Source organism: Roseicyclus persicicus (assembly GCF_012395815.1).
Taxonomy (GTDB): domain Bacteria; phylum Pseudomonadota; class Alphaproteobacteria; order Rhodobacterales; family Rhodobacteraceae; genus Roseicyclus; species Roseicyclus persicicus.
Map to the genome: position 1 here is coordinate 227,256 of NZ_JAAZQQ010000004.1, position 18,168 is coordinate 245,423.

Here is an 18,168-nt window from a genome sequence, read left to right on the forward strand (position 1 = left end):
CCATGGAAACCGCGCCCCTCGTCACCCTGCTTGAGACCCTCGCCGCCCGGCTGCGCGAGACCTCGCCCTTCGGCCCGGCGGTCGACCCGTTGCCGGTCTACCTCGTGCTTGCGCTGCTGCTGGCGGCGGGGCTGGTCGTGGCGCATCTTTTGCGCGGCGCGCGGCTCCGGCGGGCGAACAGGGATCTGGCCGAGGCCGAGGCGCTGCGGCGGCAGGTCGCCGTGCTGGAGGCGCGGGCGGAACGCCTGCCGCAGCTGGAGCAACAGCTGGCCGAGGCGCGGGAGGAGCGTGACGGGCTGCTGGGCGCGCTGAACCAGGCCGAGGCGCGGCTGGAGACGGTGGAGGCCGCGCAGGCCGCCCGGCTGGAGGAGCTGCGCGGGCTGAACGAGGCGCTGCAGGCGAAGTTCCGCACGCTGGCGACCGAGGTGCTGGAGGGCAATTCCCGCGCCTTCCTCGACCGCGTCACCGAACGCTTCGCCACCCATTCCGAGACCGCCAAGGCGGAGCTTGAGGCGCGGCAGAAGGCCATCGACGGGATGGTGAAGCCGCTCAACGAGAAGCTGGGCGCCTTCGACGCGGTGCTGCGGGACATGGAGAAACACCGCACCGACGCCTACGGCGCGATCCGCGAGCAGGTGGAGCAGCTGCGGCTGGGGCAGGCGCAGCTGTCGGGCGAGACGCGGAAACTGGTGCAGGCGCTGCGCGCGCCCAAGACGCGCGGGCGCTGGGGCGAGATGCAGCTGAGGCAGGTGTTCGAGCTGAGCGGCATGGCCGAGCATGTCGATTTCGAGACCGAGACCAGCCACCGCACCGAGGACGGGTTGCAGCGCCCCGACGCCATCGTGCGGATGCCGGGCGGGCGGTCACTGGTGATCGACGCCAAGACCTCGCTCGACGGCTACCTCGACGCGCTGGAGGCCGAGACGCCCGAGGCGCGGGACGTGGCGATCCGCCGTCACGCCAAGCAGGTGGCCGACCATGTGCGGATGCTGTCGTCCAAGCGCTACCACGACCTCTTGGCCGACACGCCGGATTTCGTGGTGATGTTCATCCCCGGCGACGTGTTCCTGTCGGCGGCGGTGGAAAGCGACCCGGCGCTGCTGGAGCGCGCGATGGAGGCGCGGGTGGTGATCGCGACGCCATCCACGCTGATCGCGCTGCTCAGGACCATCGCCTTTGGCTGGCAGCAGGAAGCCGTCGCCGAGAATGCCGTGGCGATCCACCGCGAGGCCAAGGAGCTGTATGGTCGGCTCGCCGTCTTTGCTGGCAACCTGCAGCGGGTGGGCGTGGCGCTGAACCGGTCGGTCGACAGCTATAACAAGGCGATGGGGTCGCTGGAGGCCCGCGTGCTGCCGTCGGCGCGCAAGCTCGAGGCGATGCAGGTGGTGCAGTCGGCCGCGGCCGAGCTGCAGGACGCGCCGCGGGTGGAAACGGTGCCCCGGCGGCTGACGGCGCCGGAGTTGCTGACCTCGGACGAGGGCGAGGAATAGGGCGAAAAACTGCAGTTTTTCGCGTGGGAAAACTGCAGTTTTCCGACACGTTTTCCTGCAGGAAAACGCCCCCTCAGACCCGCTCGATCGCGATGGCCGTCCCCTCGCCCCCGCCGATGCAGATCGCCGCGACCCCGCGCTTCAGCCCGTGCCGTTCCAGCGCGTTGAGCAACGTCACCATGATCCGCGCCCCCGACGCGCCAATGGGGTGGCCGAGCGCACAGGCCCCGCCGTGGACGTTCATCTTCTCGCGGGGCACGCCCATCTCGTGCATGAAGGCCATGGGCACGACGGCGAAGGCCTCGTTCACTTCCCACAGGTCCACGTCCTCGACCGACCAGCCGAGCCGGTCGAGCAGCTTGCGCGCCGCGGGTACCGGCGCGGTGGGGAACAGGTTCGGCTCCTGCGCGTGGGAGGCATGGCCCAGCACCCGGGCCCGCACGCGCAACCCCTGCGCCTCGGCCGCCGCCGTCCGCGCCATGACCAGCGCCGCCGCGCCGTCCGAGATCGACGAGGAATTGGCCGCCGTCACCGTGCCGTCCTTGCGGAAGGCGGGCTTCAGCGTCGGGATCTTCTCGGGCCGCGCGCTGCCGGGCTGCTCGTCGACCGAGACCACCGCCTCGCCCTTGCGGCCCTTCACCGTCACCGGCGTGACCTCGGCATCGAAGGCGCCCGAGGCGATGGCCGCCAGCGCGTTCTCCAGCGAACCCAGCGCATAGGCATCCTGCGCGGCCCGCGTGAACTGGAACGCCTCGGCGCAGTCCTCGGCGAAGGTGCCCATCAGGCGGCCACGGTCATAGGCGTCCTCCAGCCCGTCGAGGAACATGTGGTCCTGCGCCTGGGCGTGCCCCATCCGCGCGCCGCCGCGCATGGCGGGCAGGAGGTAGGGGGCGTTCGACATCGATTCCATGCCGCCCGCGACCACCAGGTCCGACCGGCCGAGCGCCAACTGGTCCCAGGCGAACATCGCGGCCTTCATGCCCGAGCCGCACATCTTGTTGAGCGTCGTGGCCGGCACCTCCTTGGGCAGCCCGGCGTGAAACCCCGCCTGCCGCGCGGGCGCCTGGCCCTGCCCGGCCGGCAGCACGCAGCCCATCAGGAGCTCCTCGACCCGGTCCGCCGCCGCGCCCGCATCCGCCAGGGCCGCCGCGATGGCTGCGCCGCCCAGCTCGGCCGCCGTGGCCCCCGACAGCGCGCCCTGGAACCCGCCCATCGGCGTCCGCGCCGCGCCCGCGATCACAACCTCGTCCATCTCCGGTCCTCCCTCGTCGCCGCTCACCGATTGGTAAGACTTGTCCCCTATCCCATAGCAAATCTGCAAACGGAGGCCACGGGATGAAGATGACGTTCGAGGCGCGCGGCGCGGTCGGTGTCCTCCGGGTCGAGGAACCGCGCATCGACGCCAGCGTGGCGATCCAGTTCAAGGACAGGTTCCGCGACCTCGCCGGCAGCGCCGAGGGCGACGTGATCCTCGACCTCGCCCGGGTGGAGTTCCTCGATTCGAGCGGGCTCGGCGCGGTGGTCGCGGCGCGCAAGCTGCTCGGCTCCGGGCGGCAGCTGGCGCTGTCGGGGCTGACGCCGACGGTCGACAAGGTGATGACGCTCACACGCATGAACACGGTGTTCCCGATCCATGCCGATCTTGCCGCCGCGCTGGCGGCCCATGCCGGATCGGGCTGAGGGGGCGATGTCGGGGCCGACCGGTCGCCAGTCCGCGCCGCCACGCCTGTCGCTGCGCTTCGCCGGCGAGGACGCGGCGGTGCGCCGGTCGCTGGCCGAGGTCGAGGCCGGGCTCGCCGCGGCGGGGGTGGGCGACGGGCTCCGGCAACGGGCCCAGATCGCCCTGGCCGAAGCCTGCAACAACATCGTGGAACATGCCTACGGCCCCGCGCGCCCGCGGCCCGGGCCCATCGCACTCGACATCCTGGTCGAGGCCGGGGGCCTCAGGGTGATGCTGCGCGACAAGGGGCGCGCGATGCCGCCCGGCCCGCTGCCCGGCGACGCCATGCCCGAGCTGTCCGGCCGCGACCCGATGGACCTGCCGGAGGGGGGATTCGGCTGGGCGCTCCTGCGGCGCATCGCGGAGGACCTGCACCACGAGCGGACCGGCGACCGCAACACGCTGCGATTCCTGCTGCCGGCGGTCGAGAAACCCCGCAAGCCGGGCGAATTGCCACGCGATTGCCAGATTCCCTCCGCAATCCCGCCCGCATGACCGGCGATACATGATCCCGTAGCTGCAGAGGCTTCCCTCGGCGCCGTGCGTCAAAGCCCCCACCCAGTGTGCGGCGTCGAGGTCTCTCGGCTACCACTTCCCCCTCTCCTTCGGCGCGTCCCCCCTTGCCCTCGCCGCGCCCCCGGCTACGGTGCCGCCCGGGGACAGCAGCGCGATGGAGGGACAGGACATGCGCGATTTCCATATGCCGGGACGGTCGGGCGTGTTCGCCGACCAGGGGATGTGCGCCACGTCGCACCCGCTGGCGGCACAGACGGCCATCGACATCCTGAAGGCCGGCGGCAACGCCGTCGACGCCGCCATCGCGGGCGCGGTCCTGCTGGGCCTGTGCGAACCGGCGATGACCGGGATCGGCGGCGACTGCTTCGTGCTGGTCAAGCCCGCGGGCTCCGAGGAGGTGATCTCGCTGAACGGCTCGGGCCGCGCGCCCGCCGCGCTTAAGGGCGCCGACCTGCGCGCGCAGGGCCACAGCAAGATGCCGGTCTTCGGGCACCCCGCCGCCGTCACCATCCCGGGCGCGATCGACGCCTTCTGCCGGCTGGCCGAAGATCACGGGCGGCTCGGCATCGACCGGCTGCTCGCGCCGACGATCCACTACGCCGAGGCCGGCGTTCCCGTGGCGCCGCGCGCCGGGTTCGACTGGCTGCACCACCACGACAACCTCGGGCCGGCGGCGCAGCGCTTCTACCTGTTCGACGGCGCCCCGCCGCGGCTGGGCCAGCGCTTCGTCCACAAGGGGCAGGCCGAGGTGCTGCGCCGGGTGGCCAAGCAGGGCCGCGCGGGCTTCTACGAGGGCGAGGTCGCCGAGGACATGGTCGCCTCGCTGCGCGCGCTCGGCGGTGTGCACACGCTGGAGGATTTCGCCAACACCCGCTGCGACTACGGCACCCCGATCAGCGGCACCTACAAGGGGATCGAGCTGGTCGAGCACCCGCCGAACGGCCAGGGCGCGACGGCGATCCTGCTGGCCAACATCCTGGCGGAGTTCGACCTGCCGGCGATGGACCCCTTCGGCACGCTGCGCGCCCATATCGAGGCCGAGGCGACGAAACTGGCCTATGACGCGCGCGACCGCTTCGTGGCGGACATGGACCACATGACGCGGCTTGCCCACATGCTGGACCCGGCGACCGCCAGGAAACTCGCCGCACTGATCGACCCGACCCGCGCGATGGCGTCGGCCAAGCCGCTGACCGAGGAAGTCCACAAGGAGACGATCTACCTCACCGTCGTCGACAAGGACCGCATGGCGGTGTCGCTGATCTATTCCGTGTTCAAGGATTTCGGCTCGGGCATCGCGTCGGACAAGTTCGGCGTCCTGTTCCAGAACCGCGGCGCGGGCTTCACGCTGGAGGAAGGCCACCCGAACGAGGCCAACGGCGGCAAGCGCCCGATGCACACGATCATCCCGGCGATGCTGAAGCGGGACGGCAAGGTCATGATGTCCTTCGGCGTGATGGGCGGGCAGTACCAGTCGACCGGCCACGCCCGGATGGTGACCAACATGGTCGACTACGGCATGGACCCGCAGGGCATGATCGACGCGCCCCGCTGCTTCAGCGAATACGGCGACATGAAGGTCGAGAAGGGCTATTCCGACCAGGTCCGGCAGGAGCTGGCCGACATGGGCCATTCCGTCTCCATCCCGCCGGTGGGCATCGGGGGCGCGCAGGCGATCCGCATCCACCACGACCTCGGCACGCTCGAGGGCGGGTCGGACCCGCGCAAGGACGGCATCGCGCTCGGCTATTGACGGGAGGGCCCCATGGCGATCACGCCGGTGAAGGACATGGTGATGGCGGCCAAGGCGGCCATCACCTCGCTGTCGACGGAGCAGGCGGCGGCCGAGGTGGCCGCCGGCCGCGCCGTCTTCGTCGACATCCGCGACGTGCGCGAGCTGGAGCGCGACGGCCGCCTGCCCGGCGCGATCCATGCGCCGCGGGGGATGCTGGAGTTCTGGGTCGACCCCGCCAGCCCCTACCACAAGGAGGCGCTGGCCACCGACAAGCGGCTGGTGCTGGTCTGCGCCGGCGCCTGGCGCTCGGCGCTCGCCACCAAGACCCTGCAGGACATGGGGATGGACAACGTGGCGGAGATGGAGGGCGGGTTCTCGGCGTGGAAGGCCGAGGGCCGGCCGGTCGACTGACGGGCGATCAGTTCAGCTGGAATTCCAGCGGGTAGCGGCCGTCGGTGAACTCGCCGAACAGGTCGGGCAGGTCGGGGTGATCCACCGGCTCGCCGCTTTCGTCGGGCACGAGGTTCTGCTCGGACACGTAGGCGACGTAGTAGGTGTGATCGTTCTCGGCCAGCAGGTGGTAGAAGGGCTGCGACTTGGACGGCCGCGCCTCCTCGGGGATGGCGTCGTACCATTCGTCCGTGTTGGCGAATTCCGCGTCGATGTCGAACACCACGCCGCGGAAGGGGTGCTTGCGGTGACGCACCACCTGGCCCAAGCCGTATTTTGCCGTGCTCTTCAGCATGACGCGAAGCCCCCTTGAACAGCGGTGTTAACCCCCGCATGGGGGCCTTGTCCATAAGCCGTCGCGAGTCGGGGGAGAAACAATCTGTGGAAATGCTCCTGACGGTGCTCGGCATCGTGGCGCCGGTGTTCCTGCTGGGCAGCGCGGGGTTCGTCTGGTCGAAGGCCGGGTTCGATTACCCGACCGAGTTCGTGACGCGGCTGGCGATGACGCTGGCGGTGCCCTGCCTGATCTTCACCGCGCTGATGCAGACCGAAATCGCGCCGGCGGCCCTGACCGCGCTCAGCCTCGCGGCGCTGGCGGCCTACGCGGTGGTGATCGCGCTCAGCTGGGCGGTGGTGGCGGCCCTCCGGCTCGACCGCGCGGCCTACGTGGCGCCGCTGGCCTTCGGCAACACGGGAAACCTCGGCCTGCCGCTGGCGCTGTTCGCCTTCGGGGAAACGGGGCTGGGCCTGGCCGTCGTGGTGTTCGCGGTGATGGCGATCCTGAGCTTCACCATCGGGCTGTGGCTGGTGGCCGGCGGCGCGTCGCCCGGGCGGGTGCTGCGCGAGCCGATGCTGTGGGCGACGCTCATGGGCGGGCTGTTCCTGGCCATGGGCTGGCAGACGCCCGAATGGCTGACGCGATCGCTGGCGCTGGTCGGGCAGATGGCGATCCCGCTGCTGCTGATCACGCTGGGCGTGGCGGTGGCGCGGCTCAAGCCGGGGCGCGTGGGCCGCGCGGTGTGGCTGTCGGCGGCCAAGCTGGCGCTGGGGCTGGTCGTCGGCGCGGTGGCGGGGCGCGCCTTCGGGCTGGAGCCGGTGGCCTTCGGGGTGCTGGTGCTGCAGCTGGCGACGCCGGTGGCCGTCACCTCCTACCTGATGGCCGAACGCTACGGCACCGACCCCGACGCGGTGGCGGGGCTGGTGATGGTGTCGACGCTGATGTCGGTGGCCGCCCTGCCGATCACGTTGTCGTTCCTGCTCTAGGGCGCGGGCCACCCGGCATTCCCTCCGCCGCCAATTCGGGCTATGCTGCCCGCCAAGAACCGAAGAAATCGGGCACGAGCAGTGATGTTGAAACGCAGATCCTTCCTTTTGGGGTCCCTCGTCGTCGTGGCCACGGGCTGCGGCCAGAGGGAGTTCAGCGCCCCGCGCAACCTCGACAACGCCTGTGCGCTGGCGGCCGAGCGGCCGCGCTATTTCCAGGCGATGCAGCGCGCCGAGCGGCGCTGGGGCGTGCCGGTCCATGTCCAGATGGCCACCTTCCACCAGGAAAGCCGCTTCGACGGCGACGCGCGGCCGCCGTTCCGCTACACGCTGGGCGTGATCCCGATGGGGCGGCAAAGCTCGGCCTTCGGCTACAGCCAGGCGCTGGACGGCACCTGGGACGAATACCTCGCCGACACCGGCAACCGCCGGGCAGACCGCACCGACATCCGCGACGCGGCCGATTTCATGGGCTGGTACATGACGCTCACCCGCGAACGGAACGGCGTGCCGCTGACCGACGCGCGCAACCAGTACCTCGCCTACCACGAGGGCCACGCCGGCTACGCGCGGGGCAGCTACAACGCCAAGCCCTGGCTGTTGCAGGTCGCCGACCGGGTCGCCCAGCGCGCGGCCGTCTACGAGGCGCAGCTGGCCACCTGCCGCTGAGCCGGTGCGGTCAGTCGCGGATGCGCGACTGGATCTCGGCGGTGATGTTGAACAGCCGGGCGGGGATCGAGCCGCCCTCCTCCAGGTTGCCCAGCACCACGGTGGTCGCGGCCCCGGTGCTGTCGGTGATGACCCACTGGCGCAGCTCCACCGGCGCATCCGTGAACACCAGCTCGATGGTGCCGATCTCGGGGCGGTCGGGATCCTGCGCCAGGACGCGGGTCGCGGTGCCGTCGAACTCGTGCCCGACCACCATGCCCGACCGCGCCAGGTCGACGTTGCGCGCGAGGATCAGGTTCAGCGGCGTCTCGCCCAGCGGGTAGGTCTCGGGCCGGGTGTTGGACCGCCCGTCGAAGATCGCCACCTGCTGCCCGCCCGCGATCACCAGCAGGTCGTCGCCGTCATACTCGAACCGCACCCGGCCGGGCCGGTGCAGGTAGATGTCGCCGGTCGAGATCGTCCCGTCGGCGTTGATCTGGGTGAAGGTTCCCTCGGCCGTGCGCATGTCGTTGAGGTAGCGCGACAGCTGCGCCAGCGGCACGAGGTCGGCCAGCGCCGGGGCGGCGGTGCAGAGGATCAGGGCGAGGGTGAGGGCAAGCCGTGTCATGGCCTCAAGATATGCGTTTCGCGGGGCGGGTGAAGGGGCGACCGCGCCGGTCACGCAACCGTCATCGCCCCGGGTCACTCGGGCTCGGGCACGAGGATCTCGCGCTTGCCGACATGGTTGGCCATGCTGACCAGCCCCGCCTCCTCCATCTGTTCCACCAGCCGCGCGGCCTTGTTGTAGCCGATGCCGAGCTTGCGCTGGATGTAGGAGGTGGAGCACTTGCGGTCCTTCACCACGATCGCCACCGCCTGGTCGTAGAGCGCGTCCTCGCCGTCGGTATTGCCGCCGGTGTTCAGGCCCAGCACCGCGTCGATGTCGGCCTCCTTGTCGTCGTCGGGGCCGTCCAGCACGCTGGCCGCGTAGGACGGCGGGCCGAAGGACTTGAGGTGGCGGACGATCTCCTCGACCTCCTCGTCGCTGACGAAGGGGCCGTGCACGCGGGTGATCTTGGCGCCGCCGGCCATGTAGAGCATGTCGCCCATGCCCAGCAGCTGCTCGGCGCCCTGCTCGCCCAGGATGGTGCGACTGTCGATCTTGGAGGTGACGTGGAACGAGATCCGCGTCGGGAAGTTCGCCTTGATCGTGCCGGTGATGACGTCGACCGACGGGCGCTGCGTGGCCATGATCAGGTGGATGCCCGAGGCGCGCGCCATCTGCGCGAGGCGCTGGATGCAGGCCTCGATCTCCTTGCCGGCGACCATCATCAGGTCGGCCATCTCGTCGACGATGACGACGATGAAGGGCATCGGCTCGGGCAGGAATTCCTCGGTCTCGAACACCGGATCGCCGGTCTCGTCGTCGAAGCCCGTCTGGTAGGTGCGCTTGAACATCTCGCCCTTGGCCAGCGCCTCGCGGACGCGGCCGTTGTAGCCCTCGATGTTGCGCACGCCCATGCGCGACATCTTGCGGTAGCGCTCCTCCATCTCGCCCACGACCCATTTCAGGGCGACGACCGCCTTCTTGGGGTCGGTCACGACCGGGGATAGCAGATGCGGGATCCCGTCATAGACGCTGAGTTCCAGCATCTTGGGGTCGATCATGATCATCCGGCAGTCTTCGGGGCTGAGCTTGTAGAGCAGGCTCAGGATCATGGTGTTGATCGCCACCGACTTGCCCGAGCCGGTGGTGCCGGCGATCAGCAGGTGGGGCATCTTGGCGAGGTTGGCGATGACCGGGTCGCCGCCGATGTCCTTGCCCAGCGCCAGCGGCAGGCGCTGGTTGCCGTCGCCAAAGCTCTTGTGGCTCAGAAGCTCGCGCAGCAGCACCTTTTCGCGGTGCTGGTTCGGCAGTTCGATGCCGATGACCGACCGGCCCGGCACCGTCGAGACGCGCGCCGACAGCGCCGACATCGACCGGGCGATGTCATCGGACAGGCCGATCACGCGGGACGCCTTGAGGCCCGGCGCGGGCTCCAGTTCGTACATGGTCACGACGGGGCCGGGGCGGACGCTGACGATCTCGCCCTTCACGCCGTAGTCGTCGAGCACGTTCTCCAACATCCGCGCGTTTTCCTCCAGCGCCTCGTCGCTGAGGTGGTGGCGCTGGATCGAGGCGGGGTTGGCGAGCAGCGACAGCGACGGCGGCTCGTAGCTGGGCTCGGCCTTGGCCTGCAGGGGCAGCGAGGGCTGGGCGTCGGCCTGCGCCTGCCGCGACGGGGCGGGCTTCTTCGCCATGGCGCGCTGCATCACGCGGCGCTGCAACTCGGTCTGCGGCAGGGCCACGGGGCCGCGGAGCGGGCCGGGCGCGATGGCGTCGTCGGCGTCGTCCTCGAGGAACATGTTCTCGGCGTCGTCCTCCTGCTCCGGCGCGAGGGCGGGCGCGGGCATGGGCACGGGCTGGGCGACGGCGGCGGGCCGGCGGGCGGCGGTCAGCGGCGGCTCGGTCCGACGCGCGGCGGTCAGGGGCGGCTCGACCCGGGGCGCGGCGGCGGCGGCGGGAACGGCGGCGGCAAGGCCCGCGGCGGCGGCCGGCAGCACGCCACGGCGCCGGGTGGCGGCCTCGGCGATCACGTTGGGGCGGCGGACGCGCGACTTGATGACGTCGGTGATGCGCGCGCGGATCCGGTCCTCGTCCAGCGGCTCGGGCGCCTCGACGCGGGGCGTGCGGCGCGGCGGCAGTTCCGGCTCGGGCATCGCCTCGGGCGCGCGGGCGCGCAGCAGCGGCACGCGCCCGAACAGCGCGCCGGGGCCGCGGCGGGGCGCCAGCGCCTCGTCCTCGTCGTCGTGCACGATCGGCACGGTGCGCAGCGCCGGGTCGGGCGCCAGGGGCTGCGGGGCGCGCATGTCGCGCCGCTGCGCGCGCAGCTCGGCCAGGCGGCTCGCGGCGTGGCCGGCCCCCTGCCCCGCGTTGCGGAGCCCGCCCGAGACCATGGCGCCGACCGACAACAGGCCCAGCAGCAGGAAGCGCAGGCCGGCCCGCGCCTCGGTGCGGTTCACGCCCAGCACGAAGAGCGACAGCCCCAGCCCCACCACGAAGGCCAGCGCGGCCAAAAGCTTCAGCCCCGCCTCGGGCGACATCGGCAGCGCGTTCAGCACCGCGCCGAGGATGGTGTCGCCGAACAGCCCGCCGAGGCCGAAGCTGTGGCTCCAGTCCTCGGGCGGCGCGACGCTGGCCATGTAGATCGACCCGAGCGCGGCGGCGATGGGCAGGAACAGGCTGCGCCCCATGGCGCGCTCGTGGCCGACCTGGAACAGGAAGCGCAGGCCCCAGATTGTGGCGGCCACCGGCAGGAGCCCGGCGCCGTAGCCCATGATCATGATCAGGATCGCGGCCACCGAGGCGCCGAAGCGGCCGAGCAGGTTCTGCGGCACGGCATCCGTCGCCGCCATGAAGTTGGGATCGTCCGGCGCGTAGGACACCAGCAGCGCGGTCAGCGCCGCGCCCAGACCGAGCAGCGCGAAGCCCGCCGCCTGCTGGCCGAAGCGCACGAGGATCTCGTGCATCCGGTCGTCGAGCAGGGGGTCACGCTGTCTGGTCTGATAGGCCATCGCCGTCCGTCCTCATCCGTAGAGACACGCGCGGAGCCGGGTCAGCCCGTCGCGCATTTCATCCTGTTCCGCGACCATCGCGACGCGGATGCGATCCGCGCCGGGGGTCACGCCATCGACCGCGCGGGCGAGATAGGCGCCCGGCAGCACGCGGACCCCCGTCTCCTGCCACAGCTTCAGCGCGGCGGCCTCGCCATCGGCGACCGGCAGCCACAGGAAGAACCCCGCCTGCGGCGGCTGGTAGCCCGGCACGTCGCCAAAGATGGCGTCCGCGATCGCGTATTTCGCGCGGTAGAGCGCGCGGTTTTCCTCGACATGGGTCTCGTCCGACCAGGCCCGCGTCGCCACCGCCTGCAGCGGCATCGGCAGCGGCGCGCCGGCGTAGTTCCTGAGCTGCTTCATCCGCGCGACGCTCTCGGGGCCGCCGGCGGCAAAGCCCGCGCGCAGGCCCGGCATGTTCGACCGCTTGGACAGCGAGTGGAAGATCACCACCCGCTCGGGGTGCGCGCCCACGCGGTCGGCCACCTCGAGCGCGCCCGGCGGCGGCCGGTCACGGTAGAGCTCGGAATAGCACTCGTCGGCGAAGATCTGGAAATCGTGGCGCTCCGCCAGCGCGATGAGGGTCTTCCACCAGCCCTCGTCGGCCACGGCGCCCTGCGGGTTCGCGGGCGAACAGATGTAGGCGATGGCCGTCCGGTCGAGGATCTCGGGCGGCAGGCTGGCGTAATCCGGCAGGTCGCCGGTCTCGGCGGTCGCGGGCACGTAGACGGGCTCGGCCCCCACGGCCAGCGCGGCCACGGCATAGACCTGGTAGAAGGGGTTGGGCATCAGGACGACGGGCTTCTTGCCGCCCTTGGTCTCGGGGCAGAGCGCGAGACAGGCGTTGAACAGCCCCTCGCGGGTGCCGTTCAGCGGCGTGATCTGCCGGTCGGCGGACACCGTGACGCCGTAGCGCCGCGCGATCCAGCGGGCGATGGCGGTCTGCATCTCGGGCGTGCCCTCGTTCGGCGGGTAGCGGCCGAAGCCCTCGAGGCTGTCGGCGATCACGTCACCGACCCATGCGGGAAAGGCGTGGCGCGGCTCGCCGATCGTCATGTGCACGACGGGCCCGCCCGGTGCATGCACGTCGAGAAGCTTCCGCAGGCGCGGAAACGCATACTCGGGCAGGTTCGAGAACCGCTCGGGAAACACCATCTGTCTGCCTCAATGCCGGGGTCGTTCACGCCCCGTTCGTGACAAACCTACAGCGTCCCCGTCCCCCGGTCCAGAAAAAGCCGCGCGGGCCCGGGCGGCCCCTGCCCGTCACGACAGCGCGGCCTCGGCGGCGGCGCCCAGCCGCAGCAGCCGTTCCTCGGAGCCGGGGGCCGCCAGCATCATCAGCCCGCAGGACGGCACCCCGGTGGGCAGCGTCAGGCCGCACAGCCCCATCAGGTTGCCCACGCGGGTGTTGCGCAGCGTCAGCAGGTTCTCGGTGACGTAGTAGTCGGGGTCGGACATGAGCCGCGCCACGTTCGGCGGCAGGTTGGCGACCGTCGGCAGAAGCACCGCGTCGTAGGCGGCGGTTTCCCCGGCCCAGACCGCGCGCAGCTCGCGCAGGCGGCGCCAGCCGGCGACGTAGTCGGGCGCGCTGAAGTCGCGGCCGCCGCGGAACCGTTCGAGGATGCGGGGGTACATCTTGTGCGGCGCGGCCTCGATCACGTCGCGCCAGGTGCCGTAGCCCTCGGTGGCGAACAGGACCGGCGACAGGTCCATCGCCTCGGCGATGCAGGAGACCGTCCCCGCCTCGACCCGCGCCCCCGCGTTGCCCAACCGCTCCACGGCCGAGGCGAAGGCGGTGCCGGGGGCGTCGCGGACATCGGTCGCGTAGGGCTGCAGGAGCAGGAAGCGCGCTCCCTCCAGCGTCGCGCCGCGCAGGTCGGCCGGCTTGCCGCCCTCCATCACCGCCAGCAGCTCCGCGCAATCCTCGACCGTGCGGCAGAGCGGGCCGACCGTGTCGAAGCTTTCGGCCAGCGGCACCACGCCCTTGAGGCTGAGGCGGCCATGGGTCGTCTTGAGGCCGACAAGGTCGTTCCATGCCGCGGGCACCCGGACCGAGCCGCCGGTGTCCGACCCGATCCCCGCGGGCGCCAGCCCGAAGGCGACCGAGGCCGCCGCGCCGGAGGACGAGCCGCCGGGCGCAAGCGCGGGGTCATGCACGTTCGGCGGCGTGCCGGGCGCGGGGTCGGTGTTATGGCCATAGGCGGGGTTGAGGCCGAGGCCGGAAAAGGCCAGTTCCGACATGTGCGTCTTGCCAAGGCAGACGGTGCCGGCGCGGGTCGCCGCGGCCAGCACCTCGGCGTCGGCGTCGGGCGTGCGCCCCTCCAGCAGCAGCGTGCCGGCCTCGGTCACGACGCCGGCGGTGTCGAACAGGTCCTTCCAGCTGACCGGCACCCCGTCGAGCAGGCCCCGCCGCACGCCGTCCTTCGCCCGGCGCCGCGCGCCCTCGGCCTCGGCCCGGGCGCGGGTCTCGGTCATCCGCACATAGATGCGCCGCCCGTGCTGATGGGCCGCCGCGGCCGCCAGATACGCCTCGGTCAGTTCCACCGGATCGATCCGACCCGCGCCGATGCCGCGCCCCAGATCGCTTGCACTCATCCACAGCCAGTCGTCCATCGCCGCCCCCTGCCCCAAACTGTCGCGGGCGACGCTACAGCCGGTCGGTCGCATGGACAATCCCGCCCCGCGACCCATAGTCGGGCCATGGCACATGATGCGGATATCCTGATCGTCGGCGGCGGCCTGAACGGCCCCTGCCTTGCGCTGGCCTGCGCGCAGGCGGGCCTGTCCTCGGTGGTGATCGACGCCCTGAGCGAGGGCGAGCTGTCGGGCGAGGCGTTCGACGGGCGGTCCTACGCGCTGGCGCTGGCCTCGGTGCGGATGCTGCGCGCGCTGGGGCTGTGGGAGGGGCTGGCGGGCCACGCGCAGCCCATCCTGCAGATCAAGGCATCGGACGGCCGCGCGGGCGAGGGCGCCGCGCCCTTCTTCCTGCACTTCGACAGCGCCGAGCTGGAAGAGGGCCCGATGGGCCACATGCTGGAGGACCGCTACCTGCGCCGCGCACTGCTGACGGCGATGGCGGAGACCCCGCTGATCACCTACCGCCCCGGCACCACCGTCACGGCACAGGAAACCGACGCCACCGCGGCGCGGGTGACGCTGGACGACGGCACGGTCCTGACCGGGCGGCTGCTGGTCGGCGCCGACGGGCGGCGCTCGGGCACCGCCGCGCGGGCCGGGATCAGGCGGACCGGCTGGGACTACGGCCAGACCGCGCTGGTGGCCGCCATCGCGCACGAGAAGCCGCATGAGGGCATCGCGCACCAGTTCTTCATGCCGCCCGGGCCGCTGGCGATCCTGCCGCTGCCGGGCAACCGCAGCTCCATCGTGTGGTCCGAGACGCAGGCCGATGCCGCCCGGCTGATGGCGGCGGACGATGCCGCCTTCCTCGACCACCTGCGGCCCCGCTTCGGCGATTTCCTCGGGCAGATCGCGCTGGCCGGGCGGCGCTACAGCTACCCGCTCAGCCTGACCATCGCCAACGCCTTCGTGGCGGAGCGCCTGGCGCTGGTGGGCGACGCGGCGCACGGGGTGCACCCGATCGCGGGTCAGGGCCTGAACCTCGGGCTCCGCGACGTGGGCGCACTGGCCGAGGTGCTGGCCGACGCCGCGCGGCGGGGCGAGGAGATCGGCGCGGCGGACGTGCTGGCGCGCTACCAGAGCTGGCGGCGCTTCGACACGGCGGCGCTGGCGCTGGCGACGGACGGGGTGAACCGGCTGTTTTCCAATGACAACCCGGCGCTGCGGCTGGTGCGTGACGTGGGCATGGGCGTGGTCAGCGCGGTGCCCGCGCTGCGCCGGGCCTTCATGCGCGAGGCGGCGGGCCTGACGGGCGATGTGCCGCGGCTGTTGCAGGGGCGCGCGTTGTGAGGCGACCACAGGTGCGCCGGTGATCCGTAGGGTGCGCCTTCACGGCGCAGCCTCCCCGCCCGCGCGGGGTCAATCAAGCTTCCGCGCCTCGCTCTCCAGCATGATCGGGATGCCGCCGCGGATCGGAAAGGCGAGGTGCGCGGCCTTCGACACCAGCTCCTGCCGGTCGGGGTCGTAGGCCAGCGGCGCGTGGGTCACCGGGCAGACCAGCGCCTCCAGCATCCGGCGGTCGATGGGCGCCTCGCCGTCGGTCACTGCATCTTCTCCTCGGGTCCGCCGCCGCGCAGGGCGAACTCGATCAGCGTCACCAGCGTCTCGCGCCGGGTGGTCAGCGACGGCGCCTCGAGCAGCGCCTGCTTTTCCTCGGGGTCGAAGGGGCAGAGCATGGAGAGCGAGTTGATCAGCAGCTCGTCCTCGGCCTCCTTCAGGCTGTCCCAGTCGGTCGACAGCGACATCGCGTCGAAGTAGCGCCCGAGCAGGTCGAGGAAGCGCGGGCGGTCAAAGCTGCGGTCCTCCTCGACCGGGCCGAGATCGGCGGCGAACCCGTCCCAGGACACGTCGCAGCGGCGGTAGGGGGTGAAGCCCGTCACCTCCTCGCGGATGCGGAACCGCGACATGCCCGACAGCGTGATCAGGTAGCGCCCATCCTCGGTTTCCGAGAGCTGGGTGACGCGCCCCGCGCAGCCGATGGCGTGCAGGCGCTTGACCTCAGAGCCCGGCACCTCGCGCGGCTGCACCATCCCGATCAGGCGGTGCGGCGTCTTGAGGGCGTCGTCGAGCATGGCGAGGTAACGCGGCTCGAAGATGTGCAGCGGCAACCGGGCGCGCGGCAACAGCAGCGCACCGGGCAGCGGGAACACGGCGATCGTGTCGGGGAGGTCGGCAGCGGACATCATGGGCATGGAGCTAGGCCCGGCGCCCCGTCAGGCAAATATCAGCGACGACAACTTGCGCCGGCCGTTGAGCGCGATCGGGTCCTGCGGCTTCAGCGCCTCGAAGATGGTGAAAAGCTGCGCCTTGGCCGCGCCGTCGTTCCACTCGCGGTCGCGGCGGAACAGCTCCAGCAGCTGGTCGACCGCCTCCTGCACCTTGCCGGCGGCATGGAGCGCCTGGGCGTAGTCGAACCGCGCCTGGTGGTTGGACGGGTCGGCGTCCACCGCCGCCTGCAGCTCGGCCAGCGGGCCGGCCTTGGCGGCCTGGCGGGCCAGCGCGATCTGCGCGCGCACGGCTTCCAGCTCAGGCGCCTTGGCGATGGCGTCGGGCGCGGTGTTCAGGATGCCCTCGGCCTGGTCGATCTCGCCCATGGCCACGTAGGCGCGGGCAAGCCCGCCCATCGCGGCGGCGTTCTCGGGCTCTTCCTCGAGGATGGCGGCGAAGGTCTGGGCGGCGTCGACCGCGGCGCCCTCGGCCAGCATCTGCTCGGCCGCCTCCAGCGCCTCGGCCAACCCACCGTCACCGCCCATCGACGTGAGGCGGTTCACGAATTCCTTGATCTGGGACTGCGGGATCGCGCCCTGGAACATGTCCACCGGGCGGCCCTGGAAGAAGGCGACGACGGTCGGGATCGACTGCAGCGGCAGGCCCTGCTGGGCCAGCGCGCCGGCGAGGCGCTGTTCCTTGTCGACGTCGATCTTGACCATCTTGACCTTGCCCTTGGCGGCCTTGACGGCCTCTTCGAGCATCGGCCCCAGCGTCCGGCACGGGCCGCACCAGGTGGCCCAGAAATCGACGATCACCGGCACCTCCTGGCTGCCGTCGATCACGTCGGCCATGAAGGTCCGTTCGGTGCCGTCCTTGATCAGGTCGGCCGGGGCGGCGGCGCCTTGGGTCTGTCCCAGCTCCAGCATCGCGTCATCTCCGTCACAAATGGGTGTGGTTCCGCCCTATATGCGCGCCCGGGCCCGGCGCGCCAAGGGCTCAGAGGTCGAATGTGGCAAAGACCGGCACGTGGTCCGACGGCTTGTCCCAGCCGCGGGCCGCGCGCAGGATGCGGCTGCCGTGCCCGGCGGCGGCGATGTCGGCCGAGGCCCAGACATGGTCGAGCCGGCGGCCGCGGTCGGCGGCGTCCCAGTCGCGCGCGCGGTAGGACCACCAGCTGTAGAGCTTGCCATCGGGGAAATCGGCGCGGGTGACGTCGACCCAGGCCCCCGCCTCCTGCACCTGCCCGAGATGGTCCACCTCGATCGGCGTGTGGCTGACGACCTTGAGCAGATCCTTGTGGCTCCAGACGTCATCCTCTCGCGGGGCGATGTTCAGATCGCCCACAAGGATCGACTTTTCCGGCCGGCCGTCGCGGAACCAGTCGCGCATCTCGGTCAGGAAATCGAGCTTGTGGCCGAACTTCTCGTTCACCGTGCGGTCGGGCTCGTCACCGCCGGCGGGGACGTAGAAGTTGTGGATCGTCACGCCGGTCTCCAGCCGCGCCGCGACGTGGCGGGCGTCGCCCTTGCCGCACATGTCGCGGTGGCCTGCATCCTCCAGCGGCAGGCGCGACAGGATGGCGACGCCGTTGTAGCCCTTCTGCCCGCGGGCGACCATGTGGGGGTAGCCCAGCGCGGCAAAGACCTCGGCCGGGATCTTGTCGACCGGCGACTTGCATTCCTGCAGGCACAGGACGTCGGGGGCTTCCTCGCGCAGGAGCCTGCCCACGAGATCGGCGCGCAGGCGCACGGAATTGATGTTCCAGGTCGCGAGGGTAAAGGGCATCGGGCCGGGGGTCTCCCTTGTGGGGGGGCATGGCCGCGCGGGGCGGCCATGCGCCGGGG

General features: G+C 71.5%; 18 protein-coding genes. 8 read left to right on the forward strand and 10 right to left on the reverse strand.

Translation table 11 applies throughout. The features are described 5' to 3' along the window. Positions 1 to 2 precede the first annotated feature (2 nt). A complete protein-coding gene (locus HCU73_RS13245) occupies positions 3 to 1,490 on the forward strand; it encodes a DNA recombination protein RmuC (protein WP_168623935.1) in 1,488 nt (495 codons plus the stop codon). A gap of 73 nt (positions 1,491 to 1,563) precedes the next feature. On the opposite strand, the gene HCU73_RS13250 is transcribed toward HCU73_RS13245, so the two are convergent. Next, positions 1,564 to 2,742 (reverse strand): acetyl-CoA C-acyltransferase, encoded by a 1,179-nt coding sequence (locus HCU73_RS13250; RefSeq protein WP_168623936.1) that lies wholly within the window; start codon positions 2,740 to 2,742, stop codon positions 1,564 to 1,566. 83 nt (positions 2,743 to 2,825) lie between these two features. Between HCU73_RS13250 and HCU73_RS13255 the strand changes: the two genes are divergently transcribed. The 4 genes from HCU73_RS13255 to HCU73_RS13270 all read left to right on the forward strand — a co-directional run bounded on the left by HCU73_RS13255 (position 2,826) and on the right by HCU73_RS13270 (position 5,872). Next, positions 2,826 to 3,170, forward strand: coding sequence for an STAS domain-containing protein (locus HCU73_RS13255; RefSeq protein ID WP_168623937.1), 345 nt, complete (start codon positions 2,826 to 2,828; stop codon positions 3,168 to 3,170). A gap of 7 nt (positions 3,171 to 3,177) precedes the next feature. Then, positions 3,178 to 3,705, forward strand: a complete 528-nt coding sequence (locus HCU73_RS13260) for an ATP-binding protein (protein WP_210730638.1) — start codon at positions 3,178 to 3,180, stop codon at positions 3,703 to 3,705. A gap of 190 nt (positions 3,706 to 3,895) precedes the next feature. Beyond that, a complete protein-coding gene (locus HCU73_RS13265; protein WP_168623939.1) occupies positions 3,896 to 5,479 on the forward strand; it encodes a gamma-glutamyltransferase family protein in 1,584 nt (527 codons plus the stop codon). Positions 5,480 to 5,491: 12 nt separating this feature from the next. Further along, positions 5,492 to 5,872, forward strand: a complete 381-nt coding sequence (locus tag HCU73_RS13270) for a rhodanese-like domain-containing protein (protein WP_168623940.1) — start codon at positions 5,492 to 5,494, stop codon at positions 5,870 to 5,872. Between the two features lie 7 nt (positions 5,873 to 5,879). On the opposite strand, the gene hspQ is transcribed toward HCU73_RS13270, so the two are convergent. Further along, on the reverse strand, positions 5,880 to 6,206 hold the full coding sequence (hspQ, locus tag HCU73_RS13275) for a heat shock protein HspQ (RefSeq protein WP_168623941.1): 327 nt from the start codon (positions 6,204 to 6,206) through the stop codon (positions 5,880 to 5,882). 86 nt (positions 6,207 to 6,292) lie between these two features. On the opposite strand from hspQ, the gene HCU73_RS13280 reads away from it, so the two are divergent. Together HCU73_RS13280 and HCU73_RS13285 are read left to right on the forward strand one after the other, a co-directional pair. Next, positions 6,293 to 7,174: an AEC family transporter gene (locus HCU73_RS13280; protein WP_168623942.1), complete on the forward strand. Its 882-nt coding sequence runs from the start codon at positions 6,293 to 6,295 to the stop codon at positions 7,172 to 7,174. A gap of 84 nt (positions 7,175 to 7,258) precedes the next feature. Next, positions 7,259 to 7,843, forward strand: a complete 585-nt coding sequence (locus tag HCU73_RS13285) for a transglycosylase SLT domain-containing protein (RefSeq protein WP_168623943.1) — start codon at positions 7,259 to 7,261, stop codon at positions 7,841 to 7,843. Positions 7,844 to 7,853: 10 nt separating this feature from the next. On the opposite strand, the gene HCU73_RS13290 is transcribed toward HCU73_RS13285, so the two are convergent. The 4 genes from HCU73_RS13290 to HCU73_RS13305 all read right to left on the reverse strand — a co-directional run bounded on the left by HCU73_RS13290 (position 7,854) and on the right by HCU73_RS13305 (position 14,089). After that, positions 7,854 to 8,450: a LolA family protein gene (locus HCU73_RS13290; RefSeq protein WP_168623944.1), complete on the reverse strand. Its 597-nt coding sequence runs from the start codon at positions 8,448 to 8,450 to the stop codon at positions 7,854 to 7,856. 74 nt (positions 8,451 to 8,524) lie between these two features. Next, positions 8,525 to 11,437: a DNA translocase FtsK gene (locus HCU73_RS13295; protein WP_168623945.1), complete on the reverse strand. Its 2,913-nt coding sequence runs from the start codon at positions 11,435 to 11,437 to the stop codon at positions 8,525 to 8,527. 12 nt (positions 11,438 to 11,449) lie between these two features. Further along, positions 11,450 to 12,628: an aminotransferase class I/II-fold pyridoxal phosphate-dependent enzyme gene (locus HCU73_RS13300; protein ID WP_168624045.1), complete on the reverse strand. Its 1,179-nt coding sequence runs from the start codon at positions 12,626 to 12,628 to the stop codon at positions 11,450 to 11,452. A gap of 111 nt (positions 12,629 to 12,739) precedes the next feature. Further along, complete coding sequence (locus tag HCU73_RS13305) at positions 12,740 to 14,089, reverse strand: amidase (RefSeq protein WP_168623946.1); 1,350 nt, start codon at positions 14,087 to 14,089, stop codon at positions 12,740 to 12,742. 87 nt (positions 14,090 to 14,176) lie between these two features. On the opposite strand from HCU73_RS13305, the gene HCU73_RS13310 reads away from it, so the two are divergent. Further along, positions 14,177 to 15,403: an FAD-dependent monooxygenase gene (locus HCU73_RS13310; RefSeq protein WP_168623947.1), complete on the forward strand. Its 1,227-nt coding sequence runs from the start codon at positions 14,177 to 14,179 to the stop codon at positions 15,401 to 15,403. A gap of 69 nt (positions 15,404 to 15,472) precedes the next feature. Here HCU73_RS13310 and HCU73_RS13315 read toward each other — a convergent pair whose 3' ends face one another. The 4 genes from HCU73_RS13315 to HCU73_RS13330 all read right to left on the reverse strand — a co-directional run bounded on the left by HCU73_RS13315 (position 15,473) and on the right by HCU73_RS13330 (position 18,109). Further along, positions 15,473 to 15,625: a Trm112 family protein gene (locus tag HCU73_RS13315; RefSeq protein ID WP_168624047.1), complete on the reverse strand. Its 153-nt coding sequence runs from the start codon at positions 15,623 to 15,625 to the stop codon at positions 15,473 to 15,475. Between the two features lie 29 nt (positions 15,626 to 15,654). Further along, positions 15,655 to 16,299: an LON peptidase substrate-binding domain-containing protein gene (locus tag HCU73_RS13320; RefSeq protein WP_168624046.1), complete on the reverse strand. Its 645-nt coding sequence runs from the start codon at positions 16,297 to 16,299 to the stop codon at positions 15,655 to 15,657. Positions 16,300 to 16,326: 27 nt separating this feature from the next. Then, positions 16,327 to 17,250, reverse strand: a complete 924-nt coding sequence (locus tag HCU73_RS13325) for a thioredoxin family protein (protein ID WP_168623948.1) — start codon at positions 17,248 to 17,250, stop codon at positions 16,327 to 16,329. A 70-nt stretch (positions 17,251 to 17,320) separates the two neighbouring features. Beyond that, a complete protein-coding gene (locus HCU73_RS13330; RefSeq protein WP_168623949.1) occupies positions 17,321 to 18,109 on the reverse strand; it encodes an exodeoxyribonuclease III in 789 nt (262 codons plus the stop codon). Positions 18,110 to 18,168 lie beyond the last annotated feature (59 nt).